General features: G+C 39.9%; 20 protein-coding genes and 1 tRNA gene. 11 read left to right on the forward strand and 10 right to left on the reverse strand.

Annotated elements, in window-relative coordinates; genetic code table 11:
* Nucleotides 1–49: 49 nt before the first annotated feature.
* Nucleotides 50–793 carry a carbonic anhydrase gene (locus tag J5F42_RS07340; protein ID WP_097699494.1) on the reverse strand — a complete coding sequence of 248 codons (744 nt, stop codon included), beginning with the start codon at nucleotides 791–793 and terminating at the stop codon, nucleotides 50–52.
* A 277-nt stretch (nucleotides 794–1,070) separates the two neighbouring features.
* Between J5F42_RS07340 and J5F42_RS07345 the strand changes: the two genes are divergently transcribed.
* The 3 genes from J5F42_RS07345 to J5F42_RS07355 all read left to right on the forward strand — a co-directional run bounded on the left by J5F42_RS07345 (nucleotide 1,071) and on the right by J5F42_RS07355 (nucleotide 4,962).
* Nucleotides 1,071–2,246 carry a sugar transporter gene (locus J5F42_RS07345; protein WP_097699495.1) on the forward strand — a complete coding sequence of 392 codons (1,176 nt, stop codon included), beginning with the start codon at nucleotides 1,071–1,073 and terminating at the stop codon, nucleotides 2,244–2,246.
* Nucleotides 2,247–2,405: 159 nt separating this feature from the next.
* Nucleotides 2,406–3,785: an HP1184 family multidrug efflux MATE transporter gene (locus J5F42_RS07350; protein WP_097699496.1), complete on the forward strand. Its 1,380-nt coding sequence runs from the start codon at nucleotides 2,406–2,408 to the stop codon at nucleotides 3,783–3,785.
* 25 nt (nucleotides 3,786–3,810) lie between these two features.
* A complete protein-coding gene (locus tag J5F42_RS07355; protein ID WP_000542870.1) occupies nucleotides 3,811–4,962 on the forward strand; it encodes a cation:proton antiporter in 1,152 nt (383 codons plus the stop codon).
* A gap of 4 nt (nucleotides 4,963–4,966) precedes the next feature.
* Here J5F42_RS07355 and J5F42_RS07360 read toward each other — a convergent pair whose 3' ends face one another.
* Nucleotides 4,967–5,728, reverse strand: coding sequence for a tRNA 2-thiocytidine biosynthesis TtcA family protein (locus tag J5F42_RS07360; protein ID WP_097562633.1), 762 nt, complete (start codon nucleotides 5,726–5,728; stop codon nucleotides 4,967–4,969).
* 15 nt (nucleotides 5,729–5,743) lie between these two features.
* Nucleotides 5,744–7,036: an MFS transporter gene (locus J5F42_RS07365; RefSeq protein WP_341777798.1), complete on the reverse strand. Its 1,293-nt coding sequence runs from the start codon at nucleotides 7,034–7,036 to the stop codon at nucleotides 5,744–5,746.
* Nucleotides 7,037–7,208: 172 nt separating this feature from the next.
* On the opposite strand from J5F42_RS07365, the gene J5F42_RS07370 reads away from it, so the two are divergent.
* The 7 genes from J5F42_RS07370 (at nucleotide 7,209) to J5F42_RS07400 (ending at nucleotide 16,505) form a co-directional block, all read left to right on the forward strand.
* Nucleotides 7,209–7,286: transfer RNA gene (locus tag J5F42_RS07370), tRNA-Met, on the forward strand.
* 104 nt (nucleotides 7,287–7,390) lie between these two features.
* On the forward strand, nucleotides 7,391–8,647 hold the full coding sequence (locus J5F42_RS07375; protein WP_283491307.1) for a NupC/NupG family nucleoside CNT transporter: 1,257 nt from the start codon (nucleotides 7,391–7,393) through the stop codon (nucleotides 8,645–8,647).
* Between the two features lie 11 nt (nucleotides 8,648–8,658).
* A complete protein-coding gene (locus J5F42_RS07380) occupies nucleotides 8,659–9,900 on the forward strand; it encodes a phosphopentomutase (protein ID WP_097699499.1) in 1,242 nt (413 codons plus the stop codon).
* A complete protein-coding gene (deoD, locus tag J5F42_RS07385) occupies nucleotides 9,897–10,598 on the forward strand; it encodes a purine-nucleoside phosphorylase (protein WP_078260485.1) in 702 nt (233 codons plus the stop codon). The genes J5F42_RS07380 and deoD overlap by 4 nt, the downstream gene beginning before the upstream one ends.
* Nucleotides 10,599–11,437: 839 nt before the next feature.
* Nucleotides 11,438–13,363 carry a Hop family adhesin HopQ gene (gene hopQ, locus J5F42_RS07390; protein ID WP_283491308.1) on the forward strand — a complete coding sequence of 642 codons (1,926 nt, stop codon included), beginning with the start codon at nucleotides 11,438–11,440 and terminating at the stop codon, nucleotides 13,361–13,363.
* Between the two features lie 482 nt (nucleotides 13,364–13,845).
* On the forward strand, nucleotides 13,846–15,153 hold the full coding sequence (locus tag J5F42_RS07395; protein WP_078243348.1) for an NCS2 family permease: 1,308 nt from the start codon (nucleotides 13,846–13,848) through the stop codon (nucleotides 15,151–15,153).
* Between the two features lie 128 nt (nucleotides 15,154–15,281).
* Entirely contained in the window at nucleotides 15,282–16,505 is a 1,224-nt protein-coding gene (locus J5F42_RS07400) for a sugar MFS transporter (protein ID WP_057112641.1), read from the forward strand.
* A 275-nt stretch (nucleotides 16,506–16,780) separates the two neighbouring features.
* On the opposite strand, the gene J5F42_RS07405 is transcribed toward J5F42_RS07400, so the two are convergent.
* The 5 genes from J5F42_RS07405 to J5F42_RS07425 all read right to left on the reverse strand — a co-directional run bounded on the left by J5F42_RS07405 (nucleotide 16,781) and on the right by J5F42_RS07425 (nucleotide 20,408).
* On the reverse strand, nucleotides 16,781–17,332 hold the full coding sequence (locus J5F42_RS07405; RefSeq protein WP_283491309.1) for a hypothetical protein: 552 nt from the start codon (nucleotides 17,330–17,332) through the stop codon (nucleotides 16,781–16,783).
* A gap of 119 nt (nucleotides 17,333–17,451) precedes the next feature.
* Nucleotides 17,452–18,285: a transporter substrate-binding domain-containing protein gene (locus tag J5F42_RS07410; protein WP_283491310.1), complete on the reverse strand. Its 834-nt coding sequence runs from the start codon at nucleotides 18,283–18,285 to the stop codon at nucleotides 17,452–17,454.
* A gap of 48 nt (nucleotides 18,286–18,333) precedes the next feature.
* Nucleotides 18,334–19,080, reverse strand: coding sequence for an amino acid ABC transporter ATP-binding protein (locus J5F42_RS07415; protein ID WP_078248935.1), 747 nt, complete (start codon nucleotides 19,078–19,080; stop codon nucleotides 18,334–18,336).
* A 1-nt stretch (nucleotide 19,081) separates the two neighbouring features.
* Nucleotides 19,082–19,753 (reverse strand): amino acid ABC transporter permease, encoded by a 672-nt coding sequence (locus tag J5F42_RS07420; RefSeq protein ID WP_078264905.1) that lies wholly within the window; start codon nucleotides 19,751–19,753, stop codon nucleotides 19,082–19,084.
* A 1-nt stretch (nucleotide 19,754) separates the two neighbouring features.
* On the reverse strand, nucleotides 19,755–20,408 hold the full coding sequence (locus J5F42_RS07425) for an amino acid ABC transporter permease (protein WP_283491311.1): 654 nt from the start codon (nucleotides 20,406–20,408) through the stop codon (nucleotides 19,755–19,757).
* Nucleotides 20,409–20,588: 180 nt separating this feature from the next.
* Between J5F42_RS07425 and J5F42_RS07430 the strand changes: the two genes are divergently transcribed.
* Nucleotides 20,589–22,682: a carbon starvation CstA family protein gene (locus J5F42_RS07430; protein WP_283491312.1), complete on the forward strand. Its 2,094-nt coding sequence runs from the start codon at nucleotides 20,589–20,591 to the stop codon at nucleotides 22,680–22,682.
* A gap of 379 nt (nucleotides 22,683–23,061) precedes the next feature.
* Here the strand turns inward: J5F42_RS07430 and hofH are convergent, their stop codons facing one another.
* The gene (gene hofH, locus J5F42_RS07435) at nucleotides 23,062–24,477 is read right to left on the reverse strand and encodes an outer membrane beta-barrel protein HofH (RefSeq protein ID WP_097700624.1); all 1,416 of its coding nucleotides are present in this window, start codon (nucleotides 24,475–24,477) and stop codon (nucleotides 23,062–23,064) included.
* A 303-nt stretch (nucleotides 24,478–24,780) separates the two neighbouring features.
* Nucleotides 24,781–26,418, reverse strand: a complete 1,638-nt coding sequence (pgi, locus tag J5F42_RS07440) for a glucose-6-phosphate isomerase (RefSeq protein WP_283491313.1) — start codon at nucleotides 26,416–26,418, stop codon at nucleotides 24,781–24,783.
* Nucleotides 26,419–26,426 lie beyond the last annotated feature (8 nt).

Consider the following 26,426-nt stretch of genomic DNA (forward strand, 5'->3'; position numbering starts at 1 on the left):
GAAGAATGATTTTTATACCTCTCTCTTTATAAAAGAGAGAGTTTCCATTTTAGCGGGTCTCAGCTGAGCTTTTAATGATCACGGTGTTGTAGTCAGGTTGGACGGGGCGTTGGTTAGGCGAATTTTTCATGCGTTTTTTGATTTCAGCCAATTGTTTGGCGGAGACTTCCAAAGGCTCTTCTATGACAAACCATGCCACCCCTTCTGTGCAAGGAGGAGCGGTGAGAGAGCCGTTAAAATGGTAGTAATTGATGCTTTTAGGCAAGAAAGCGTCTAAAGCCACTTCCTTAAAATTCTGTTTCTTTTGAATGCCTTCTAAAATAGGATCAAGGTTGGGGTTTTCTTTCCCTTCTTCAAACCCAATCGCTAAGACTAATAAGCGCCCTTTAGCGTCTTTATGCACGAGATGCGCGCTCAAAGGCCTGGTTTTATTATTGATTAAAAATTCCATAGGGGCGTGGAAATGCACATTATCCAGCACATAATCATGCCCTCTATAATTGATGTGGTTAGTCGGCTCAAACGAAGCTTTTAAAGTGTGGTGGGTGAAAAAGACCGCTTTAGGCTTAGAAGCGGCGTATTTGAATTGCAAATCGGCTTTATCTTGCGTGTGGTAGTAATGCTCAATGTTGATGGGCGATTGGCTTTTACCGCTTTTGCACACTTCAAAATCTTTGTGCAATTTGTCCCAGCGGTGCGGGCCGTTTTCTTTATTTTTATAATCCCATTTGGTGTTTTCAGCGCCTGTAAGAGAAGTGGCTAGCGCTAAAGCGATCAAAAAAGTTTTTTTCATTTTAATTATCCTTTATTTTAAAATTCTAAAATTATTAAAAAGGCAACGGCTTAATTTTAGCGCTTAATCAACAATGACCGCAGTTACAAAAAACAGATTGGTTAAAAGTTGGAAATGATTTTAAATTCTGTTTTATATGGTAACAACTCCATTAAATTAATGCGCCTATGGAGCGGGAATATTTGTTTCAATCAGCCCCCAATTTACAAGCGGTTAAAATTTTTGTCTTATACTCCAAGTTTTCAAATGGAATAAAATTTAACCCCTTAAGATTTAAATGATGATTACCAAACAATCGTATCAAAGATTCGCCTTAATGCGGGTTTTTGTGTTTTCGCTTTCGGCGTTTATTTTTAACACCACGGAGTTTGTCCCTGTCGCACTCTTATCAGACATTGCGAAAAGCTTTGAAATGGAGAGCGCAACAGTAGGGCTTATGATCACTGCTTATGCATGGGTGGTGTCTCTTGGCTCATTGCCTTTGATGCTGATTAGCGCTAAAATTGAAAGGAAACGCTTATTGCTTTTTCTTTTCGCCCTTTTTATTGCTAGCCACATCCTTTCAGCGTTAGCGTGGAATTTTTGGGTGTTACTCATTTCTCGTATGGGTATCGCTTTTGCCCACTCTATTTTTTGGTCCATCACGGCTTCTTTAGTCATTCGTGTCGCGCCAAGAAATAAAAAACAACAGGCCTTAGGGCTGTTAGCGTTAGGGAGTTCGTTAGCGATGATTCTAGGGTTGCCGCTTGGGAGGATCATTGGGCAAATCCTGGATTGGCGCTCTACTTTTGGCGTGATCGGGGGCGTTGCGACTCTTATAATGCTACTTATGTGGAAATTGCTCCCGCATTTACCCAGTAGAAACGCAGGCACGCTCGCAAGTGTCCCTATATTAATGAAACGCCCGCTTTTAATGGGGATTTATTTGCTTGTGATCATGGTCATCTCTGGGCATTTCACCACTTATAGCTATATTGAGCCTTTTATCATTCAAATCAGCCAATTTTCTCCTGACATTACGACGCTAATGCTGTTTGTTTTTGGGTTAGCGGGCGTGGCGGGGAGTTTTTTATTCGGCCGTTTGTACGCGAAAAATTCAAGAAAATTTATCGCTTTTGCGATGATTTTAGTCATTTGCCCGCAACTCTTGCTTTTTGTGTTTAAAAACTTAGAGTGGGTGGTTTTCTTGCAAATTTTCTTATGGGGAATAGGGATCACTTCACTCACTATTGCGTTGCAAATGAGGGTGTTACAGCTCGCACCAGATGCTACGGATGTCGCGAGCGCGATTTTTTCGGGGAGCTATAATGTGGGGATTGGATCAGGTGCGTTGTTTGGCAGTATTGTGATCCACCAATTAGGGCTAGAATATATTGGCTTTGTGGGTGGGGCTTTGGGGTTATTGGCGCTGTTTTGGCTTAGATTCATTACGATAAAGTTTAAAAAAACATAAAGAGCGTTAAAAGGATTAACCCAATAAAGGAAATCCTTTTCGCTCTAAAAACCATTTTTTAATGATACCGCTTAATAACCGCACTAACGGATAGATTGCCTCTCTTTTTATGTTAAAATAGAAAAATTTGTCATAAATTTTAAGCGGTGTGTGGTTTAAATGCTCAAAAAAAAGATTGATTTGCATAAAGATTCGATAAGGAAGCTCTTTTTTTATTATTTTATCCCTTTAGCTTTTTCTATGATTTCACTTTCTACTTACTCTATGATAGATGGCATGTTTGTGGGCAAGAAACTGGGTAAAGAAGCGATCGCTGCGGTCAATATCGCATGGCCTATTTTTCCAGGACTCATTGCGTATGAATTGCTTTTTGGTTTTGGGGCAGCGAGTATTGTGGGGTATTTTTTGGGTCAAAATAAAACCCATAGGGCTAGGCTTGTGTTTAGCAGCGTGTTTTATTTTGTCGCTCTAAGCGCCTTTATTTTGAGCATGGCACTACTACCTTTTAGCGAAAATATCGCGCGTTTTTTTGGGAGCAATGACGCTTTATTGAGCATGTCTAAACGCTATATTGAAATCATTTTAATGGGCTCTGTTTTTATGGTTTTGCACCCTTTAGCAGATGTTTTTGTGGTGAATGACAAACGCCCCATTTTAGCGATGGTAGCGATGTTGATTGGCTCGTTAGCGAATATCTTTTTCAATTACTTGTTTATTTTTGTTTTGGAAGTGGGGGTTCAAGGCAGCGCAATAGCCACCGTGATAGGGCATGCGATAGGGGTTTTAGTCTTAATGCAGCATTTTTGGCGCAAAAAAGGGCAATTGTATTTCATCAAACGATTTTCCTTGTCTTCAGTCATTTCTTCAGCTAAAAGCGGCGTGCCTCAAAGCACGGCAGAATTTAGCGCTTCTATTATGATTTTATTGTTTAATACCGCTATCATGCACACGGCTGGGGAAAGGTTTGTGAGCATGTATGGGATCGTTATGTATAATGCGATTATCTTTTTTACGACTTTATTTGCGATTTCTCAAGGCATCCAACCGATTGCGAGTTTTAGCTATGGGGCTAGAAATTTAGAACGCGTGCGAGCCGTGTTTGTTTTTGGTTTGAAAGCGGCGTTTTGTATAGGGATTTTCTTCTATGGTGCTTATTATTTCCTAGATGAATTTTTAATCAAGCTTTATTTGCAGCCAAGCGAACAAGACCCCCTTTTTATGCAAGAGACTAAAAGAGCGATGAATATTTACTACGTTGGCTATGTTTTTTTAGGCATGAATTTGTTGTGCGCGGTGTTTTTCCAATCTATTCAGTGCACTAAAAGTTCGTTTATCATCACTCTTTCGCACACGCTGGGGTTTATGGTTATTTTATTGCCGATTTTAAGTCATTTCTATGGGATTAATGGCATTTGGGTAACTTACCCTATCGTGCAATTTTTAGCGTTTTTGGTAGCGTTAGGGGTAACTTATTACGAAATCAAAAAAGGGGTTTTCACCACTTATAAAGAGCAAAATCTCGTTATTTTGAAAACTTAACCAATAAATAAGGTAAAATTAAGACATGCATGCAGAATTTTTCACTTTCGCGCTCATCATGCTTTTAATTGTGATGGCCCCCTATATGTCTAGAATCTCTCGTTTGCCTATCACGGTCGTGGAGATTTTATTTGGGTCTGTTGGGGCGTATGTGGGTTTTATTGAGCCAACTAAAGGCTTTGAAATCATGTCTGAAATTGGCTTTTTGTTTTTAATGTTTTTATGCGGTTTGGAAGTAGAAATTTATTTGTTTAAAAAATTAGGGGTTTCTCTTTTAAAACGCATTTTTGCTTATCTGTTGATTTTATACACGCTTTCATTCATTCTTACTTTTAGCCTTAATTTAGAGCCTATTTTCATGGTGATTTTCCCTATTATTAGTTTGGGCATGATCATGACTTTAGTCAAAGATTATCGTAAAGAGATTTTGTGGCTTGATTTGGTTTTGAAAGTGGGCGTTATTGGGGAATTGTTAAGCATTTTTGGTTTGGTGGTCGTGGATGGGGTGTATTCGCATGGTTTGGGCATGGATTTGATTAAAGATTTAGGCATTCTCATTGTTTTTTTAATTTTAATTATCGTGGCGTTTCAAATCTTTAAGACTTTGTTTTGGTGGTTCCCGCATTTAAAGCTTTTTGTGATGCCTAAAAGCAGTCAGTTTAACCAAGATGTGCGTTTTTCGCTCATGCTCTTTTTTTCCTTGGTTGCGATCGTGGTGTGGCTCAAAATAGAAATGGTTTTAGGGGCGTTTTTGGCGGGGTTAGTTGTTTCTACTTTTTTCCCTCACAAATCAGAATTGATCCACAAGCTCAATGATGTGGGGTTTGGGTTTTTTGTGCCTTTGTTTTTCATCCATGTAGGCTCTACTTTAGACTTAAAATTAGTGTTTTTAAACCCGCATTTGATCCTCCAAGGGATACTGATTGTCATAGCGATGTTGAGTTTGCACTTGATCACTTCAACCTTATTGTGGCGCAAATACTTTAAAGAAGCTAAGCATTTATTTTCATTCGCCTTAGGGGCTTCTATGCCTTTAACTTTTTTAGTAACCACCGCAGCAGTGGGTTTAAAAGCGCAAGCGATCTCACAAAACACCTATTACGCATTACTCATGGCGGCTATTTTTGAAGGGGTGTTATTCACCATTGCGATTAAAATGCTCAACAAAAAAGCTTAAAGCTTTAAGCGTCTAAATACTTAGCGTCGCTAAAGCTGTTCGCTTGGACATTATTAAACGCATTCTCTAAGCTATCAAAGAAACGAGGGTGCAAGTTTTGCATTTCTTTTAAGAAATTTTTAGTGGCTAATCGCGCGATAGGGGGTTTATCGGAAGTGGGCTGTTTGGCTGGGCAATTGCAATCAGGGGCGACGGGGATATTTTGAGAAGTGACAAAATGAATGCTGCTGGCTTCTCGAACCTTAATCAAAGGGCGGATCACCAACAAGCCGTTTTCAGCCCTATAAATGGGGGGCATGCTCCTCAAACTCCCGTTATAAGTGAAATTCATAAAAAAGCTCTCCACCGCATCGTCTAAATGGTGTGCGATAGCGACTTTATTATAGCCTTCCTCTAAAGCCTTAGAATACAAAGTCCCTCGCCTCAAACGAGAGCAAAACGAACAAAACGAGCTTTTTTCACGGCGTTTTTCGTTGATCGTGGCAGCGATTTGGGTGTAAATGATCTCATGCTCAATGCCTTGTTCTTCGCACAAATCGCTCAACCATTTTAAATTTTCACCCAAACCATAATGCACGGTAACCGCTTTAAAATCAAATTTGAAAGGGGCATGTTTTTGCATCCTGGCTAAGATGCAAGCGAGCATGATAGAATCCTTGCCCCCACTCAACCCTAACAAGATTTTATCGCCTTCTTCTATGAGTTTGTAAGTGGCGTTTGTCTTGCCTACAATGTGTAAGACTTTTTTGGAAATTTCATAGGCCATTTTTGATCCTTGATTTTATTTTCTAAACTTTCGCGATAAGCGAATGATTTCTTCTTCGCTAATGTGATCGGAATTATATTTCACAATAATGATTTCTTCGCTAATATTGACATACCATTCAATGATTTTGTCCCCTAAAGTTTCAAATTGTTCCTCATTATAAGCGTCTAAGGGGAAATAGACATTTTTTTGCTTGGAAGGGTTATGGAGTAAAAAGAGTGATAGTCCCCAAATAAACCCTAAAGCTACAACGATTAAGCTTGTGTTAGAAACGCCTAAATGATGATAACTCAACCCCCCGCTCACGCCCCCAACAAAGCTCCCTAAATAGCCAAAAGTAGTGAATTGCCCTAAAACTTTGCCTTTTTCGTTTGCTTTAGCGAATTTAGACGCTAAAGATTGCATGATAGGCTCTAAGGTAGCAAAACCAATGAAGAAAAACGCCACCCCAAGAATAAAGAGCCATAAATATTTTCCTAAAAAGCTAGAGTCGGCTAAAAACAAGCACAAATAACTCACAATAAACAACAATACACCAGAAAGCATCACCCCTTTAGGCTTGTTGTATTTTTCAGCCATAACGCTCGCTATTCCCATGCTTAAAACCCCCAATAAGGCTCCAGGCACATACACCAAGATCAAAAAGCTTTCATCTTTATGAAATTCATTCACTAAGGCTAAAGGGATTAATACAAAAATAAGCGTCATGAACGCTTTTTCAAAAAAAGAGCTTAGATACAAAAGATACAAGGCTTTAGAGTTGGGTTGATAAGCCCTTATGTTTTTGATTTGGTAAGAAATTTTAGGGGCGTCTTTGACTTTTAAAAGCATCAACAAACTCAATAAGGTTAAGATCGCCGTGAGTAAAAAGAGCCATTTTGCCCCCCCAAAAAACGCCACAACCCCAGGGCCTATGGCCATGCTTATAGTGAAGCTAATGAAAATAAACGCCCCCATGATCGCCATGGCTTTGGTGCGCTCTTCTTCTTTCACTTCATCAGCCACCATCGCGCTAATAACCCCCCCTAAAGCCCCCATGCCTTGAATGAAGCGCCCGATAACGAGCGTAATAATATCATTCGCTATAAAGCACACTAACGATCCAACCAAAAACAACAACAAGCACACCATAACCACCACTTTACGGCCTATCTTATCGCTAAGAATGCCCATGGGGGTTTGAAAAATAATTTGCGTGAGATACGCCCCACCCACCGCTAAACCTATAAGCAAGGGACTGCTTGAATGGAAACTATCCGCATACAAACTAATGACCGGCAAAACAATAAAAAGCCCCAAAAACCGCAACGACGACACTAACGCTAATGGAAAAATTTTCTTAAACATGCGTAGTATTTTACAAGAAAATCTCTAATTTCTATCATTAATTTAGGAAAGTAGGATTGATAATAAAAGTTTAATGTAATTTTAATGGATTTTTAAGAAAATTTTTTGTATAATCTTATTCTTTTATTTTTTTGTCAAGGTAGCTCAGCTGGTTTAGAGCGCTGGTCTCATAAGCCGGAGGTCGGGGGTTCAAGTCCCCCTCTTGACACCATGATTTGATTTAATCTTCATTTAATATCCGTTTAATCTTTTTTTTAGCAAAACTAAACTACAATAACTCTGCATCTTTTAATTTCTTACATTAGGGATTTGACGATGATTTTTAGCTCTCTTTTAAGTGTTGTAGGGATGGCGGTGCTTTTTCTTATTGCTTGGGTGTTTTCTGGCAATAAAAGGGCTATAAATTATCGCACGATTGTCAGCGCCTTTGTGATTCAGGTGGCTTTAGGGGCGTTGGCTTTATATGTGCCTTTGGGTAGGGAAATGCTGCAAGGTTTAGCTAGCGGCATACAAAGCGTGATCAGTTACGGCTATGAGGGGGTGCGTTTTTTATTTGGCAATCTCGCTCCAAACGATAAGGGTGATCAAGGGATAGGGGGGTTTGTCTTTGCGATCAATGTTTTAGCGATCATTATCTTTTTTGCTAGCTTGATTTCACTTCTATATTATTTAAAAATCATGCCTTTATTTATCAATCTCATCGGTGGGGCGTTGCAAAAATGCTTAGGCACTTCTAAAGCAGAAAGCATGAGCGCAGCGGCTAATATTTTTGTAGCGCACACAGAAGCGCCCTTAGTCATTAAACCTTATTTGAAAAGCATGAGCGATTCAGAGATTTTTGCGGTCATGTGCGTGGGCATGGCTAGCGTTGCGGGGCCTGTGTTAGCCGGGTATGCGAGCATGGGCATTCCTTTGCCTTATTTAATCGCCGCATCGTTTATGTCCGCTCCTGGGGGGTTGTTGTTCGCTAAAATCATTTACCCGCAAAACGAAACCATTTCTAGCCATGCAGATGTTTCTGCAGAAGAGCATGTCAACATTATAGAAGCTATCGCTAATGGGGCAAGCACAGGGCTTCATTTAGCCTTGCATGTGGGGGCGATGCTTTTAGCCTTTGTGGGGATGCTCGCGCTCATTAACGGGCTTTTAGGGGTTGTAGGGGGATTTTTAGGCATGGAGCATTTGTCTTTAGGGGTGGTTTTAGGCACGCTTTTAAAACCTTTGGCCTTTATGTTAGGCATTCCTTGGAGCCAAGCCGGGATTGCCGGGGAAATCATAGGCATTAAAATCGCGCTCAATGAATTTGTGGGCTATATGCAATTATTGCCTTATTTGGGCGATAACCCTCCTTTAATCTTGAGCGAGAAAACCAAAGCGATCATCACTTTTGCGTTGTGCGGGTTCGCTAACTTAAGTTCAGTCGCCATGCTCATTGGGGGGCTTGGCAGTTTAGTGCCTAAAAAGAAAGATTTCATTGCCAGGCTTGCTTTAAAAGCGGTGCTTGTAGGCACGCTTTCTAATTTCATGAGCGCGACTATCGCTGGGTTATTCATAGGGCTAAACGCTCAGTAAAAGGACAAAACATGCAAAAAAGAGTGGTAATCTTATTATTGGATTCTTTTGGTATAGGGGCTAGCGAAGACGCTAAAGATTTTGGCGATTTGGGGGCGAACACTTTAGGCAATATCGCTAAGGCTTGTTTTAATAACCTGGCTGATTCTAACGATCGCAATGGGGCTTTGAAACTGCCTTATTTAGAGAGTTTGGGTTTAGGGTTGAGCGCTTTAAAAGCTACAAATGAATTGCCCTTAGGCTTTCAATCCCAACCTAATTTAATAGGGGCTTACACTTATGCGCAAGAACTTTCTAGCGCTAAAGATACGATTTCTGGGCATTGGGAGATGATGGGCGCGCCCGTTCTTTTTGAATGGGGGTATTTTAAAGACAAAAATGATTCGTTTCCTAAAGAAATTTTAGATGAAATCATGCACAAAACTAAGATTAAGGGCTATTTGGGGAATTGCCACGCATCAGGGACAGAAATCATTAAAGATTTAGGCGAAAAGCATTTAGAAACTTTATACCCCATTTTTTACACTTCAGCAGATTCAGTGTTTCAAATCGCTGCGCATGAAGAAAGGTTTGGGCTGGATAACTTATACGCTCTTTGTGAAGAAGCGTTTCAAATTCTAGAGCCTTTAAAGATCGCCAGAGTGATCGCAAGGCCTTTTATTGGCACCAATAGAGAGAGTTTCAAACGCACTGCTAATCGCAAAGACTATGCGATAAAGCCCCATAAAAAATTGCTTTTTGAAACATTCATTGAAGAAAAGCAAGGCGAAGTCATCAGCATTGGAAAAATCGCTGATATTTACGCTCATGTGGGGATCACTCAAAAGTTCAAAGCCGGTAGTTTGATGGAGCTATGCGATGTTACTTTAGAGCAAGTCAAAAACGCTAAAAACAACAGCTTGATTTTTACGAATTTTGTGCATTTTGATAGCGATTATGGGCATCGGCGCGATATTAGCGGGTATGCTAACGCTTTAGAGTATTTTGATGCACGCTTAAAAGAGGTTTTAGACAATTTAAGGGAAAACGATTTGCTCATTCTTTGCGCCGATCATGGGTGTGATCCTAGCTTTAAAGGTACCGATCACACACGAGAATACATTCCTGTTTTGTTCTACCATAAAGATTTACAACCAGCTTTTTTAGGCAAGAGCGAGTCGTTTGCGGATATTGGGCAAAGTATCGCTCACTTTTTGGGATTAAGCCCCCTAGATTATGGCAAAAACTTATTAAACTTTAAAGGACAACCATGACCCCTCACATTAACGCTAAAATCGGCGACTTTTATCCTCAATGCCTTTTATGCGGCGATCCCTTAAGGGTGAGCTACATTGCAAAAAAATTTTTACAAGACGCCAAAGAGATCACGAATGTGCGTAACATGCTAGGCTTTAGCGGGAAGTATAAGGGTAAGGGGATTTCTTTAATGGGGCATGGCATGGGCATTGCATCATGCACGATTTATGTTACTGAACTCATTAAAACCTATCAGGTTAAAGAGCTTTTAAGGATTGGCACTTGCGGGGCGATTAGCCCAAAAGTTGGCCTGAAAGACATTATCATGGCGACGGGGGCTTCAACGGATTCTAAAACCAATCGGGTGCGTTTTTTAAACCACGATTTGAGCGCAACGCCTGATTTTGAATTGAGTTTAAGAGCGTATCAAACAGCAAAGCGTTTGGGCATTGATTTGAAAGTGGGTAATGTTTTTTCAAGCGATTTTTTCTATTCGTTTGAAACGCATGCTTTTGATTTGATGGCCCAATACAACCACTTGGCTATTGAAATGGAAGCGGCAGGGTTATACGCCACGGCGATGGAATTGAACGCTAAAGCTTTATGCTTATGTTCAGTCTCAGATCACTTAATCACTAAAGAAGCCTTAAGCCCTAAAGAAAGGGTAGAAAGCTTTGATAACATGATAATTCTGGCTTTAGAGATGATGAGTTAGCCTTTTTTGTTGCCCCCATAAGTTAAGGATAAACTTTTAAGGAAAACCCTTAAAGCTAAAAAGCCTTAAGGGAACTTTGGAAAAACTAAAGCTATCGTTTTACAGAAACTTCGTTTTACAAAACTATCGCTTCAATAAAACAACAACTTTACACCCCAAAAATGAAATTTCAAGGTATAATGTTTTCCAAGAGTTTTTACCATTTTCTGTTTTCATGGCAAACTCCCATTAAAAATTATCCCCATAATTGCACTTATGGGGGCGTTTATTTTACAACAATTTTTCTTAAAGCCCCAATCTAAATTAAAAAAGAAAACCTTACCCCAAGTAAAGAACACTAAAAAAGAACGCTAAAAAAGAATATTAGGGCTAATTTAAAAGAGTTTTTATAACCCCATAAGTTAAGGATAAACTTTTAAGGAAAACCCTTAAAGCTAAAAGCCTTAAGGGAACTTTGGAAAAACTAAAGCTATCGTTTTACAGAAACTTCGTTTGACAAAACTACCGCTTCAATAAAACAACAACTTTACACCCCAAAAACGAAATTTCAAGGTATAATGTTTTCCAAGAGTTTTTGCCATGTTTGGTAGCCATGACAAACTCCTTTTATGGATTTATCCCCATAATTGCACTTATGGGGGTGTTTATTTTACAACAATCTTTCTAAAACCAAATCCCAATTAAATTAAAAACACTCTTAAAAACTTGATTGAGCACATCAAAACACCCTAAAACTTTTTTTGAAATCCAATAAATTTATGGTAAAATTAAACGCATTGTAAATCTATTATCATTTTAGAATATTTTTGCAACAAAAAAATTACTTTAAGGAACATTTTATGAAAAAAACGAAAAAAACGATTCTGCTTTCTCTAACTCTTGCGGCATCATTACTGCACGCTGAAGACAACGGCGTTTTTTTAAGCGTGGGCTATCAAATCGGTGAAGCGGTTCAAAAAGTGAAAAACGCCGACAAGGTGCAAAAACTTTCAGACACTTATGAACAATTAAGCCGGCTTTTAACCAACGACAATGGCACAAACTCAAAGACAAGCGCGCAAGCGATCAATCAAGCGGTTAATAATTTGAACGAACGCGCAAAAACTTTAGCCGGTGGGACAACCAATTCCCCTGCCTATCAAGCCACGCTTTTAGCGTTGAGATCGGTGTTAGGGCTATGGAATAGCATGGGTTATGCGGTCATATGCGGAGGTTATACCAAAAGTCCAGGCGAAAACAATCAAAAAAATTTCCACTACACCGATGAGAATGGCAACGGCACTACAATCAATTGCGGTGGGAGCACAAATAGTAATGGCACTCATAGTTCTGGTGGCACAAATACATTAAAAGCAGACAAAAATGTTTCTCTATCTATTGAGCAATATGAAAAAATCCATGAAGCTTATCAGATTCTTTCAAAAGCTTTAAAACAAGCTGGGCTTGCTCCTTTAAATAGCAAAGGGGAAAAATTAGAAGCGCATGTAACCACATCAAAGTATCAACAAGATAATCAAACTAAAACGACAACTTCTGTTATTGATACGACTAATGATGCGCAAAATCTTTTGACTCAAGCGCAAACGATTGTCAATACCCTTAAAGATTATTGCCCCATGTTGATAGCGAAATCTAGTAGTGGAAGTAGTGGCCAAGCTACTACAAACACCCCTTCATGGCAAACAGCCGGTGGCGGCAAAAATTCATGCGCGACTTTTGGTGCGGAGTTTAGTGCCGCTTCAGACATGATTAATAATGCGCAAAAAATCGTTCAAGAAACCCAACAACTCAGCGCCAACCAACCAAAAAATATCACCCAACCCAATAACTTCAACCTTAATACCCCTAGCAGTCTTACGGCTTTAGCTCAAAAAATGCTTAAAAACGCACAATCTCAAGCAGAAATTTTAAAACTAGCCAATCAAGTGGAGAGCGATTTTAACAAACTTTCTTCAGGCCATCTTAAAGACTACATAGGGAAATGCGATGCGAGCGCTATAAGCAGTGCGAATATGACAATGCAAAATCAAAAGAACAATTGGGGGAACGGGTGTGCTGGCGTGGAAGAAACTCTAACTTCGTTAAAAACAAGCGCCACTGATTTTAATAGCCAAACGCCTCAAATCAATCAAGCGCAAACCCTAGCTAACACCCTTATTCAAGAACTTGGCAACAACCCTTTTAGGAATATGGGCATGATCGCTTCTTCAACCACGAATAACGGCGCCTTGAATGGCTTTGGCGTGCAAGCGGGTTATAAACAATTCTTTGGTCAAAAAAGAAGGTGGGGGTTAAGGTATTATGGTTTCTTTGATTACAACCACGCCTATATCAAATCCAATTTCTTTAACTCGGCTTCTGATGTATGGACTTATGGGGTGGGTAGTGATTTATTGTTTAATTTCATCAACGATAAAAACACCAACTTTTTAGGCAAGAACAACAAGATTTCTTTTGGGCTTTTTGGAGGCATTGCGTTAGCAGGGACTTCATGGCTTAATTCTCAATTCGTGAATTTAAAAACCATCAGCAATGTCTATAGCGCTAAAGTGAATACGGCTAATTTCCAATTTTTATTCAATTTGGGCTTGAGAACCAATCTCGCTAGACCTAAGAAAAAAGATAGCCATCATGCGGCTCAACATGGCATGGAATTGGGCGTGAAGATCCCTACCATTAACACGAATTACTATTCTTTTCTAGACACTAAACTAGAATACCGAAGGCTTTATAGCGTGTATCTCAATTATGTGTTTGCTTATTGAAAACCCTCTTTTTTAAAAAGGGGGGGATTTGAACTCTAATAAAAAACCTCTAAAGCTAAAAATTTTCAAAAAAATAGTTATTAAACCTAAAAAAAGAAATTTTAAGGTATAATGTTTCCGCCATTTTTATTTTTCGTTTTTAGTTTTCCATGGCAAACTCCTTTTTAGAATTTATCCCCATAATCGCACTTATGGGGCGTTTGTTTTGCAACAATCTTTCTTAAAACCAATGCTCATCAAAAAACGCTCTCTCAAAAACCACTAAAGAGTGAAATTACCTTACAAGATGAGCTTTTTTGCGATTTTCGTTAAAACGATTATTTTTTAGCGGAGTTTTTAAAAAAAAGGGTTTTTTACTCACTTCTTTTGATTGGAACAACACAATCAAGCATCTTAAGGCAATTTAAAATAAAATAGCGCTAGCATGACCCCAAAGCCCCTTATTAAATTAATCTATACCAAATAGTAAGGAGTTATCTAACATGGGGTTTTTCAAGCTTAAAGAACACAACACTAACATTGCCACCGAGTTTAGAGCGGGTTTAACGACTTTTATCACCATGATTTACATCGTGCCCTTAAACGCTCTTATCCTTTCTCACGCCAACATGCCTTATGAAGCCCTTTTGAGCGCAACGGCCATTATCACTATCTTATCGAGCGTGTTTAACGGATTATGGGCAAACACCCCCATCGCCATGAGTGTAGGATTAGGGCTATCAGCTTATTTTAGCTTTGGGCTAGTTCAGGGGCTAAAACTCCCTTGGCAGAGCGCTTTAGGCATCGTAGCGCTCTCGGGAGCGATTTTTGTGATTTTGTCTTTCACTAAATTTAGAAGTTGGGTCATGCGAAGCATTCCTAGCGATTTAAGGCGTGCGGTGAGCGCGGGGATAGGGGCTTTTATCGCGTTTATTGGCCTTAAAGAAATGCATATCGTCGTTACCCATAAGGCTACGCTTGTAACCTTAGGCGATTTTGGCGATCCGCATGTGTTATTGGGGGTTGTGGGGATCATTCTAACTTTCGCGCTCTACACGCTCAAAATCAGGGGTTCTTTCATTATAGCGGTCTTAATCACTTCCATTCTCGCATGGGTTTTAAAGCTAGCCCCTTACCCTAGCGAGTTTTTTTCCATGCCCGCTAGCATTGGCCCTATCGCCTTTCAATTAGATTTTAAGGGCATTTTTTTTGATGCGAGTGGGGCTTTCACTTTAGCGTTAGTGCCAGTTATTATCACTTTTTTTGTAACCGATTTGTTTGATTCTTTAGGCACGCTTGCAGGGATTGGCCACAAGACTGATTTTTTCAATGATGAAGAAAAAAATAAGGAATTGGAAAAGACTTTGGAAGCGGATGCGGTGGCTTCTTTAGGGAGCGCGGTGGTGGGCGTTTCTACTACGACAGCTTTTATAGAAAGCGCAAGTGGGGTTGAAGAGGGGGGTCGCACAGGGCTGACAGCGGTTTTTACCGGATTATTTTTTGTTTTAACGCTCTTTTGCTTGCCTCTTTTAAAAGCCATTCCTGGCAATGCGATTTATCCGGTGCTAGTGGTAGTAGGGGTTTTGATGTTTAGCGTGTTAGAGGGGGTGAATTTTAAAGACATGGCCATTAGCGTTTCCACTTTTTTAACCGTGGTGATGATGCCCTTAACCTTCTCCATTGCCGATGGCTTAGCCTTTGGCTTTTTGTCTTATAGTATCATCAAATTGGTTCAAAAAGACTTCAAAGCGCTCAATTCAGGCATCATCATTCTCTGCATCATTTCTGTTTCTGTATTTATCTTTCGTTAAGCTCTTTTTAAGGGGCTTTGCATTTTTTACTCATTTCATGCCTCTTTTTCTTTATTTAGACAGATTATTATCTTAAAATAATTGTAATATCATTATTATTATATCAACTCAATAAAAAAGGAGAAGGTATGCAAAAAACTTCTAACACTTTGGCGCTGGGGAGTTTGACAGCGCTATTCTTTCTAATGGGTTTTATCACGGTTTTAAACGACATTTTGATCCCGCATTTAAAGCCCATTTTTGACTTGACCTATTTTGAAGCTTCACTCATTCAATTTTGCTTTTTTGGGGCGTATTTCATCATGGGAGGAGTTTTTGGGAATGTGATCAGTAAAATCGGCTACCCTTTTGGCGTGGTGCTTGGTTTTGTGATCACAGCGAGCGGGTGCGCGTTGTTTTATCCGGCGGCGCATTTTGGATCCTATGGGTTTTTCTTGGGCGCGTTGTTTATTTTAGCGAGCGGGATTGTGTGCTTACAAACCGCTGGTAATCCCTTTGTAACCTTGCTTTCTAAAGGTAAAGAAGCCAGAAACCTGGTTTTAGTCCAGGCGTTCAACTCGCTTGGCACGACTTTAGGGCCTATTTTTGGGAGCTTGTTGATTTTTAGCACGACTAAAATGGGCGATAATGCAAGTTTGATAGACAAATTAGCGGACGCTAAAAGCGTTCAAATGCCTTATTTGGGCTTGGCGGCGTTTTCGCTTCTTTTAGCGCTCATCATGTATCTTTTGAAATTGCCTGATGTGGAAAAAGAAATGCCTAAAGAAACGACGCAAAAAAGCCTGTTTTCGCACAAACACTTTGTTTTTGGGGCTTTGGGGATCTTTTTTTATGTGGGGGGAGAAGTGGCGATTGGCTCATTCTTGGTGCTAAGCTTTGAAAAGCTTTTGAATTTAGACCCTCAATCAAGCGCGCATTACTTGGTGTATTATTGGGGAGGCGCGATGGTGGGCCGTTTCTTAGGCAGTGTGTTGATGAATAAAATTGCCCCTAATAAATACCTGGCTTTCAACGCTTTAAGCTCTATCGTGCTTATCGCTTTGGCTATTCTCATTGGAGGCAAGATCGCTTTATTCGCTCTGACTTTTGTGGGCTTTTTCAACTCTATCATGTTCCCTACAATCTTTTCTTTGGCTACGCTCAATTTAGGGCATCTCACTTCTAAGGCTTCTGGGGTGATTAGCATGGCGATTGTAGGAGGGGCGTTAATCCCCCCCATTCAAGGTGCGGTTACAGACATGCTAACAGCAACCGAATCAAATTTGCTCTACGCTTATGGTGTGCCGTTATTGTGCTATTTTTATATCCTCTTCTTTGCGCTTAAAGGGTATAAGCAAGAAGAAAACTCCTAAAAAAAAGGGGGGGGTTTCTTTCTTCTTTCCTTTCTTTTAGCTTGTTTTAAAAATCAGTAATAAATAACTTGACTTTAATCAAGCAAGTGCTCCATAAAAGGGTTTATTTGTTAGTATTTGATGAGGACAGAGCTTTTTTTTAACAACTTGAAGCAAAAACACAAACAGGGTTTTTAAAATTTTTAAGATGCGATCAAAAATATCCGCAATGAATAAGAAAAACCTCCTAACCACAAAAGATTAAGAGATTTTAAGAATGAAGCGAAGAATAAAGACTAGTAAATGGGTTTAGCGTCTTTGAATTTATATTCCGTAAGAAACCCAGTGCCATCAAAATTACCCACCAAAGAGATCTTTGCAATATCACCCACTTGGCAATCGGTTTCTAAAATAAGATAAGGCACTTCATCTTTACCGATTAAGGTGATCACTCGGCCCTTTTTTTCACGACTTTGCTTGGGGAACTCTTTAGAATCAAGGCCTGTGGTATTATCGCCGGTTTGGAGCATTCTAAAAGCATAGCACATGCCATCATTGATTTGAGCGCTATAAATTTTGCCTTTTTTAACTTCTTTTTTAACCCCCGGTTTAAGTGCAATGCGTATTTCTGAGTGGATCTCAGCCTCTTGCATTTTACCCTTATAATCTCGCACCTGAACCTTATGCACGCCATTAGGATCTCCCTTTTTAAGCAAAGAATCTTCATAGCTGAATTTTTGAATGTCTAAATCCCCATCAATAAAACTCCTGGCATTAAGCTGAACGCTCAAAAGCCCTAGCAATCCAATTAATGAAAATTTCAAACAACGCTTATAAAAATGATTCATCAACAATCCTTTCAATGTAAAATCAAACAAATATATCCCAAAATTAAAAACAAAAAGATCACAAAACCGCTAATTTAGCAACAAAAACACGCTCTATCAAGAAATCAAAGCCTAAAAAATCATTCAAAAATAATTTCTTCCGGTTTGATTCCATCGCCATAAACAGGCTCTAAAGTCTCCTTATAAGCTTCTTTTAAGAAGTCGCTAGAAATGAGGGAATCAATCTCGTTATTCAACCATTCTAAAAGCTTAGGGTTGCCTTTTTTAATCGCTGGAGCGATCACATCCTTATCGCCAAGGCTTGTAATGCCTAGTTTAAATTCAGGGTGTTGTTTCGTCCAAGCGAGCAATAAAGTGTTGTCATGGGCTAGAGCGATAGCCTTATTGTTTAAAAGGGCTAAAAAAGTCTCTGTGTTTTGCTCAAATTTCAAAAGTTTGATATTGGGGTAATTTTTAGTGAAATAAAAATCCGCTGTCGTGCCTTTATTCACAATCAACTCTTTATCCTTCAACTCTTCTATATTTTTAATGACTCCATCTTTAGAAATCACCCCTAAAGCGACTTTCATATACGGATTAGCGAAAGTAACGACTTTTTCTCTTTCTTTGGTGCGCGTGAAATTAGCCATGATAATATCCACTTTATTGGCTTTTAAAAATTCCACCCTAGCTGAAGCTTCTACAGGAATAAACTCAATCTTATTTTCATCGCCCAATAAATCAAGGGCCATGCGTTTGGCGATGACTACATCATAGCCTTGATATTTCCCTTTAGAATCCACAGAGCCAAAAGGAGGCTTATCGCTAAAAACCCCCACCTTTAAAACCCCCCTTTGTTTAATGACTTCTAAAGCGTCCTTCTTTTCTTTATGGCTATCAGAACATGCACTAAAGACTAAAGCGATTAAAACTAAAAATAGCCCCCACATTTTAAAAAGCCCGTTTGTTTTCATAAAAACACCTTTTTTTGAAATTAAAACCATCTTTTTAGCAAACTTTATTTAACAGCTCCCTAAAAAATGGAAAGTTTCTAAAAATTTTTGCGCTCTTTGAGATTTCGGGTGGTTAAAAAATTCTTTAGCGCTGTTTTCTTCAGCGATCTTACCGCTATCAAAAAACACGATTTTATGAGCGATTTTTTGCGCGAATTTCATTTCATGCGTTACAATCACCATGCTCATGCCCGTTGTGGCTAGTTCTAAAATCACTTCTAAAACTTCTTTAACCATTTCAGGATCTAATGAGGCGGTTACTTCATCAAAAAGCATGATTTTTGGCCGCATACATAAAGAACGCACGATGGCTACTCGTTGTTTTTGCCCACCGCTCAATTCTTTAGGGTAAGCTTGTTGTTTATGCTCCAAACCCACTCGCTTTAAAAGCTCTACGGCTTGAGAAATGACCTCATCTTTGGATCGTTTTTGCACTTTTAAAGGAGCGAGTAAGATATTATCTAACACGTTTAAATGCGGGAACAATTCATAATTTTGAAACACCATGCCTATTTTTTGGCGCATTTGATTCCAGTTAGTGGCCTTATTGTTAAGGTTAGTGTTTTCAAAAAGAATTTCACCTTCATCAATCTTTTCAAGCCCGTTTAGGCATTTTAAAAAAGTGCTTTTCCCGCACCCGCTAGGCCCTAAAATCACTGCCACTTCACCCTTATTTAAAGTGAAATTGATGCCGTCTAAAACCAAATGGTTTTGATAGGTTTTTTTTAACCCTTTGGTTTCTAAAATCGCGCTCATTTTACCCTCTAATGTGTTGGAATTTTTTTTCTAAATAGGAACTATACAGGCTCAAACTATAGCATAAACTAAAATAAAACATTAAGATAACGCCATAAACCACAAAGCTCGCATTGGGCATGCGTAAGAGGTTAAGCTCTATGATTTGCTGGCCCACTTTTAACAAATCAATCGCTCCAATGAGAGAGACTAAAGCCGTGGTTTTGATCATGCGCGTGAATAAATTAAGGCTTGAGGGCAATAAAGACAAAAAGCTTTGAGGGAAAATAATATTAAAAATCACCTTTTTTGAATCTAAACCTAAGGCTAGAGCGCTTTCTACTTGGTGTTTGCTCACGGAAGTTAAAACCCCTCTGGTTAAATCCATCATTTCAGCGCCCCCCCACAAACTAAAAACAATAACGCTCGCTAAAACAGCGCTAATATGCAAATCAAACCAGCTCGCTAACCCGAAATACACGATAAACAGCCATGCTAAAAGCGGGATAATGCGAATGCTTTCTAAATACACACGACACGCCAAAACCATTATTTTAGAGCCAAACGCCATCAAACTCCCCAAAAGTATTCCAACAACGATTGAAATAACCGCAGAGCTAAGAGCGATTAAAAGAGTGGTTTCAAACCCTTCTAACAAACGCTTAAGGTTGTCTAATTCTAACAAAACTCCCATTTTAAGCCACTTTCTTTTTAAAGGAACGCTCTAAGATCACAAACAAAACGCTTAAAGGGAGCAAAGCGATCAAATAAGTGAGGCTTAACATCAAAAGGCTTTCAGTCGTTTTATAATAAATGCCAATCAAATCTTTCGCCACAAACATAATATCGGTTAGGGCTATCGCGCCCACCACAGAAGTTTCTTTGAGTAAAAAAATCACATTCGCCCCTATGGAAGGCATAGAAACGCTTAAACTTTGAGGCAGAATAATATAATACATCATCTTCAAAGGGCTAAACCCTAAACTCAAAGCGCTTTCTCTTTGAATGGAAGCTAAGCTTTTAAACCCAAGCAAAAAACTTTGACTCATATACCCCCCACCCAAAAACCCTAACGCTAAAACCGCGCACTCTAAAGCGCTCAAACCGATTTCATTCAACCCGTAATACAAAAAGAAAAGCTGGATAAGTAGGGGCGTGTTCCTAGCGATTTCGCCATAGATATAGATAATAGGGGAGATAAAGCGCGTTTTAAAATACAAAACGATCGCGCACAAAAACCCCACCAAAAGAGAGAGCAAAATCCCAAAGAAAGAAATATAAAGCGTGAGTTCTAACCCCTTAAAAAACGCAGGGATGGAGTGAAACATAAAATCCCAATCTAATGCCATAACGCTATACCTTAAAATTAATGACGCTTTAAAGCATCATGTTTAAAAACAGCTCTTATTTGCCCTAATTGTTAGAAGTTTGGAAACCCAAGCCCTTATTATGGGAAGTTTATGAGCCATTCAGTCCTTATTCAAAGAAAATTTGGATTATAATAAAAAAACTGGCTGAAATTAACAACAATGGTTAAACAATCATTAAATGGAGAGGACATGCAAAAAAGTTTAGTTTCTTTGGCTTGGGTTTTTGTCGCTATTTTAGGGGCGATCTGTTTAGGGGTGTTAGCCTTACACAAGGGTGAGAGCATTAACACGCTATGGCTTGTAGTAGCGAGCGCTTGCATTTATAGCATAGGCTATCGTTTTTATAGCCATTTTATCGCTTATAAGGTGTTAAAGCTAGACGATAACAGAGCCACGCCCGCATGCGTAAGGAATGACGGCAAGGATTTTGTGCCAACCGATAAAGCCATCACCTTTGGGCATCATTTCGCCGCTATTGCTGGGGCTGGCCCTTTAGTAGGCCCGATACTGGCCGCTCAAATGGGTTACTTGCCCTCTATCTTATGGATTTTGATAGGCTCGGTTTTAGGGGGTTGCGTGCATGATTTTGTGGTACTTTTTGCTTCCATTAGGCGCGATGGCAAGTCTTTAGGCGAAATGATCAAGCTTGAAATGGGTCAATTTGTAGGGATGATCGCAAGTCTGGGCATTTTAGGGATCATGCTCATTATCATTGCGATTTTAGCGATGGTGGTGGTGAAGGCTTTAGCGCATTCGCCTTGGGGCTTTTTTACGATCGCAATGACTATTCCCATTGCGATTCTTATGGGGCTTTACATGCGGTTTTTCAGGCCGCATAAGATTTTAGAAGTTTCTGTTATCGGCTTTATTTTGTTGATTATAGCGATTTATGCGGGTAAATACGTTTCTTTAGATCCCAAACTAGCGTCAATTTTTACTTTTGAGGCTAGCTCTTTAGCGTGGATGATCATGGGTTATGGTTTTGTGGCTTCTATTTTACCGGTATGGTTTTTACTCGCTCCACGAGATTATTTAAGCACTTTTTTAAAAATTGGCGTTATAGGGGTGTTGGTTGTGGCTATTGTTTTTGTCGCTCCGCCTTTACAAATCCCTAAAATCACGCCCTTTGTAGATGGCAGTGGGCCTGTGTTTGCAGGAAGCGTGTTCCCTTTCTTGTTTATCACGGTGGCTTGCGGGACGATTAGCGGCTTTCATGCTTTAATTTCTTCAGGCACGACCCCTAAAATGCTCGCTAAAGAAAGCGACGCCAGGCTAGTGGGCTATGGCTCTATGGTGATGGAGAGCGTTGTGGCTCTTATGGCGTTGGTGTGCGCAGGGATCTTGCACCCAGGGCTTTATTTCGCTATCAATTCGCCAGAAGTGAGCATCGGTAAAGATATAGCTGATGCGGCTTCGGTGATTAGCTCATGGGGGTTTAGTATCAGCGCTGAAGAAATCCGTGAAATGACCAAAAACATCGGCGAAAGCTCCATTTTGAGCCGCACCGGTGGGGCGCCCACTTTTGCGATCGGTTTAGCGATGATCGTGTATCACATTTTAGGGGATCCAAGCGTGATGGCGTTTTGGTACCATTTTGCGATTTTGTTTGAAGCTTTGTTCATTTTAACCGCTGTGGATGCTGGCACACGAACCGCTCGTTTTATGATTCAAGATCTGCTCGGTAATGTTTATAAGCCTTTGGGTAATCTTAGTTCTTATAAGGCTGGGATTTTTGCCACTCTTTTGTGCGTGGCAGGGTGGGGGTATTTCTTGTATCAAGGCACGATCGATCCTAAAGGGGGGATTTATACGCTATGGCCTTTATTTGGCGTGAGCAACCAGATGTTAGCGGGCATGGCGTTGTTGTTGGTTACGGTGGTGTTGTTTAAAATGGGGCGTTTTAAGGGGGCGATGATAAGCGCCTTACCGGCAGTTTTGATTTTATCCATCACTTTTTATAGCGGTATTTTAAAGGTGGCGCCAAAGAGTAATGATAGCGTGTTGAATAATGTTTCTCATGTGGCGCAAATGCAAATCATCAAAGAAAAAATGGCTACCACTACCGATGAAAAAGCGCTAAAAACGCTCCAAAAATCCTTTTTTAACCATGCGATTGATGCGATTTTGTGCGTGTTTTTCATGCTTGTAGCGCTTTTGGTGCTGATTGTGAGCGTTAGGATTTGCTCAAACGCTTATTTCAAAAACAAAATTTACCCGCCGCTGGCTGAAACGCCCTACATCAAAGCCGCTTGAATAAAAAAGGGGTTTTAACCCCCTTTAAATCCATAAAAAAAAATTTGACCCTATTCGTGAAGCGTGCAAACACTAAAGATATTTGGGATTTCTGTTTTGGTTCTTAAAAAGCTATCGCTTGCTTTTTTAAAAGCTCAATTTTGAAGATGATGAAGATGATGATTTTTGCTTAATGGGTATGATTTAAAAGGGGCTTTTGCTTGAAAAGAAATTTTATATAATAGAGATTAGAGGAACAGCGTTAAAAAACGCCTATCATATCGTAGGAGACAGCATCAAAATGATGCCTATCGTATTTTGTGATCATAGCGTCAAAAAGATGCCTACCATAATCATAGGGTAGCATCAAAAAGACGCCTACCATAATCATAGGGTAGCATCAAAAAGATGCTACTAGAGCCGTGTATAAAGCGCTCCTGTCAGAATAAAGGGCGGGGAAGTCTTTAGGCACAGGCCCGTTTTCACCCGGTTTAAAGCCTTTGTTAGTATGCACGCCATAATACGCAAGATCCACGCTACCGCTCAAATATTCATTGAATTTATAGCCTAAAGAGATCATCGCTCTCGCTTCCCAAGAGACTACTGAATTGGAATATTGCGTGGCGAATTTCCATGTGAATTTTTTGGCAAAATGAGTGCCGCCACAAGAAAGGAAAATGGTAGCGGCGTCTCTTTTAAGGGCTGTGCCTGTAAAACCCGCATAGACGCTGTTACTCCCCATGATCACACCGCTTGGATTCCCCATGTTGCCTATCCAACCATTAGCGTTTTGAAAGACTTTATAAAAAGCGATGGAAACATTGTAATTGTTTATATCAAAGCGTTGGCGGATAATGAGGTTTTGCCCGTTTTGAGTGGCTGGCGTGTCGTATCTATAGACTGGGCTTCCATTGGATTTAACGATCATCCAAGGGTAGTAAATGGGGAAAAACCCTATGACAGCTGTATCAGAGCGAAAGCCTGTGCCGCTAAAATTGGGGTTAGAGTCCCAACCAATCTTAACGCCTGGAGCGTTAAAGATTTGAGGCGAAAGGTAATAAAAGCCTTCTATGAGAAAACGATGAGGTTTATAGGTGAGTTGCACCGCATGCGTGCCATAAAGCACCTTTCGCCCATGGCTATCATAACCTCCCTTATCGTTTTTGGTAAAGCCTCCGCTATAAGTGGTCCGTGCGGCAAACCAATCCATTAAAAACGAGCCGTAAGCGAACGCCCTCCCAAAAGAGCTAAACCAAGTCAAGCGCGCATGCTTGTATTGCCCAGAAACTTGAAAGCCTTGCGTTTGACCGCTTTTATAAGGCATAGTGGAGAGATAGCGCCCGGCTTTTATTTCAAAATAATTCTTATAAGCGTATTCTAAATACGCGTCGCTAAAGACATAGTTGCGGACATTTTTATTGTGTTTCATGTTCTGTGTCTCAAGGCTATCGGTCTGTAAGATATTCGTATAGCCCCCCATGAACCCATCGTAATAACCAAAGAGGTTGTAAGCCACAGATCCGTCTTCAAACTTCTTCGTGCCGTCATAGAAAATAGATCCGACCATGCCCCCTATTTTGCCTTTTAGAACATGATCTGAAACCTTTTTGGGTAACAGGCTAAAACCAAGCCCTAAATAGCCCGCAATCGTTGCGAATTGCTGCATAGGGTAGATGCCTCTTTCTTTATTGATTTTATGCTGGTTAAAACCGATAGTGCTGGATTGATCCACAAAGCCATTGAGCTTAGCTTCAAAACCTTGTAAAGAAGAGCTTAAAAATGCCCCAAAGAATAAAACCTGACTTGCCTTTTTCATGCATGCCTCCTAAAATGAGATTGATAAATGCAAATACTTTTAAAGATAAATCTATTCTTTAGTTTTTATTATTCTTAGCTTTGAAATAATTATAATATGTAAAATAATGCGTATGATGAGAAAGTCAAGCTTTTAAAAGCTAAAAACGATTAATTTGTGGAAAATTTACTCTCTTTAAATTCAAATGGCTAATATATGGCGCTAAAATCCGTTATGATTGACGGATTATTTTGAATGGAGCGCTTGAGAATGGGGTTAAGCTTCGCTTCATTGTTTTTAGGTTTCACTTTGCCGCAAAGAAACCTATTGGTTATAGTTCTTATACAATTCTATTAAATGCTTAGTGGAGCTGTCAAAATAAGCGTTGCTTTTATGCCCTTCTAATTCCTGTAAAATCGGCACGGCTAATTCTTTCCCAAGCTCCACGCCCCATTGATCAAAGCTGTTAATATCCCAAATAACCCCCTGCACAAAGACCTTATGCTCATAAAGAGCCACCAACGCCCCAATATTGCTTGGTGAAATCTTTTCTAATAAAAGGATATTAGAGGGGCGGTTGCCAAAAAACACCCTGTGGTGGGCCAAGTCTTTGGCTTCATCTTTGTCTAAGCCTTTAGAAAGCAATTCCCCAAGCGCTTCTTCATAACTCTTGCCTTTCATGAAGGCTTGTGCTTGCGCTAAAACATTGCTGAATAAAATCTCATGGTGGCCTTTAGCGTTAGGCTTTTTATCCAAAGAGGCGATAAAATCGATGGGGATTAAATGCGTGCCTTGATGCAAGAGCTGGAAAAAGGCGTGCTGAGCGTTAATGCCCATATCGCCCCAAACAACAGGGCAGGTGTCATAGGGGATGATTTCGCCTTTTTTGCTGATGCGTTTGCCATTGCTTTCCATATCTAATTGCTGAATGAATTTGGGGAAATGCCTTAAATACTGATCATAAGGAGCGATCAAGTGGCTTTTGGATTGGAAAAAATTGATATACCACACGCCAATTAGCCCCATTAAAACGGGTAAATTGCTTTCAAAAGGGGTGCTTCTAAAATGCTCATCCATCAAATACGCTCCTTTCAAAAGAGCGTTAAAATTTTTCTTCCCTAAATAGATCATAATGGATAAGCCAATAGCCGACCACAAGCTATATCGCCCCCCTACAAAATCCCAAAATTCAAACATGTTATGCTCGTCAATGCCAAATTGTTGCACGGCTTCTTTATTGGTGGATACCGCTACAAAGTGCTTAGCGATATGCTTTTCATCGCCGCTCCTTTCTACAAACCATTTTCTAGCGGTTAGGGCGTTGGTTAAGGTTTCTTGAGTGGAAAAAGTCTTAGAAGCCACGATAAAAAGTGTGCTAGCCGGATTGATTTTTTCCAAAATGTCTAAAATCTGCGTGCCATCCACATTAGACACAAAATGCATTTTTAATCTCGGATGGCCGTAGCGTTTTAAGGCGGTGCAAACCATTAAAGCGCCTAAATCTGACCCCCCAATGCCGATATTGACAATATCAGTGATCACTTGATTGGTATAGCCCAATCTTTTACCACTCCTCACGCTATCGCTAAAGGCTCGCATGCGTTTTAAAACGCTCCGAACGCTTTTTAACACTTCCATGTTGTCTAGCAAGATTTCTGCGTCATTCAAGCTTCTTAAGGCGGTGTGTAAAACGGCCCTTTTTTCGGTGGTGTTGATTTTTTCGCCCTTAAACATCGCTTCAATCTTTTCTTTTAAAGAGCAATCGTTCGCTAATTCAAAAAGAAGCTTTAAGGTGGTATCGTTCAAGCGGTTTTTGGAATAATCCAAGCTCAAGCTTTCCAATTGCACGAAATAACGGCTCGCTCGCTCTTTATCTTTAAAAAACCAATCGCGCATATGCGCTTCTTTGATTTCTTCATAATGTTTGAGTAATTTTGGATAAGTTTTTAATTGGGTTAGCATCAATACCC

This window comes from Helicobacter pylori (assembly GCF_030062585.1).
GTDB lineage: Bacteria > Campylobacterota > Campylobacteria > Campylobacterales > Helicobacteraceae > Helicobacter > Helicobacter pylori_CN.

Bases quoted from the DNA above. Each gene is read 5' to 3' on its own strand.
- hopQ (WP_283491308.1), top strand. From the start codon at position 11,438: ATGAAAAAAACGAAAAAAACGATTCTGCTTTCTCTAACTCTTGCGGCA.
- J5F42_RS07380 (WP_097699499.1), top strand. From the start codon at position 8,659: ATGCAAAAAAGAGTGGTAATCTTATTATTGGATTCTTTTGGTATAGGG.
- pgi (WP_283491313.1), bottom strand. From the start codon at position 26,418: ATGCTAACCCAATTAAAAACTTATCCAAAATTACTCAAACATTATGAA.
- J5F42_RS07425 (WP_283491311.1), bottom strand. From the start codon at position 20,408: ATGGCATTAGATTGGGATTTTATGTTTCACTCCATCCCTGCGTTTTTT.
- hofH (WP_097700624.1), bottom strand. From the start codon at position 24,477: ATGAAAAAGGCAAGTCAGGTTTTATTCTTTGGGGCATTTTTAAGCTCT.
- J5F42_RS07410 (WP_283491310.1), bottom strand. From the start codon at position 18,285: ATGAAAACAAACGGGCTTTTTAAAATGTGGGGGCTATTTTTAGTTTTA.
- J5F42_RS07375 (WP_283491307.1), top strand. From the start codon at position 7,391: ATGATTTTTAGCTCTCTTTTAAGTGTTGTAGGGATGGCGGTGCTTTTT.
- J5F42_RS07340 (WP_097699494.1), bottom strand. From the start codon at position 793: ATGAAAAAAACTTTTTTGATCGCTTTAGCGCTAGCCACTTCTCTTACA.
- J5F42_RS07405 (WP_283491309.1), bottom strand. From the start codon at position 17,332: ATGAATCATTTTTATAAGCGTTGTTTGAAATTTTCATTAATTGGATTG.
- J5F42_RS07430 (WP_283491312.1), top strand. From the start codon at position 20,589: ATGGTTAAACAATCATTAAATGGAGAGGACATGCAAAAAAGTTTAGTT.
- J5F42_RS07345 (WP_097699495.1), top strand. From the start codon at position 1,071: ATGATGATTACCAAACAATCGTATCAAAGATTCGCCTTAATGCGGGTT.
- J5F42_RS07400 (WP_057112641.1), top strand. From the start codon at position 15,282: ATGCAAAAAACTTCTAACACTTTGGCGCTGGGGAGTTTGACAGCGCTA.
- J5F42_RS07420 (WP_078264905.1), bottom strand. From the start codon at position 19,753: ATGGGAGTTTTGTTAGAATTAGACAACCTTAAGCGTTTGTTAGAAGGG.
- J5F42_RS07355 (WP_000542870.1), top strand. From the start codon at position 3,811: ATGCATGCAGAATTTTTCACTTTCGCGCTCATCATGCTTTTAATTGTG.
- J5F42_RS07415 (WP_078248935.1), bottom strand. From the start codon at position 19,080: ATGAGCGCGATTTTAGAAACCAAAGGGTTAAAAAAAACCTATCAAAAC.
- J5F42_RS07350 (WP_097699496.1), top strand. From the start codon at position 2,406: ATGCTCAAAAAAAAGATTGATTTGCATAAAGATTCGATAAGGAAGCTC.
- deoD (WP_078260485.1), top strand. From the start codon at position 9,897: ATGACCCCTCACATTAACGCTAAAATCGGCGACTTTTATCCTCAATGC.
- J5F42_RS07395 (WP_078243348.1), top strand. From the start codon at position 13,846: ATGGGGTTTTTCAAGCTTAAAGAACACAACACTAACATTGCCACCGAG.
- J5F42_RS07360 (WP_097562633.1), bottom strand. From the start codon at position 5,728: ATGGCCTATGAAATTTCCAAAAAAGTCTTACACATTGTAGGCAAGACA.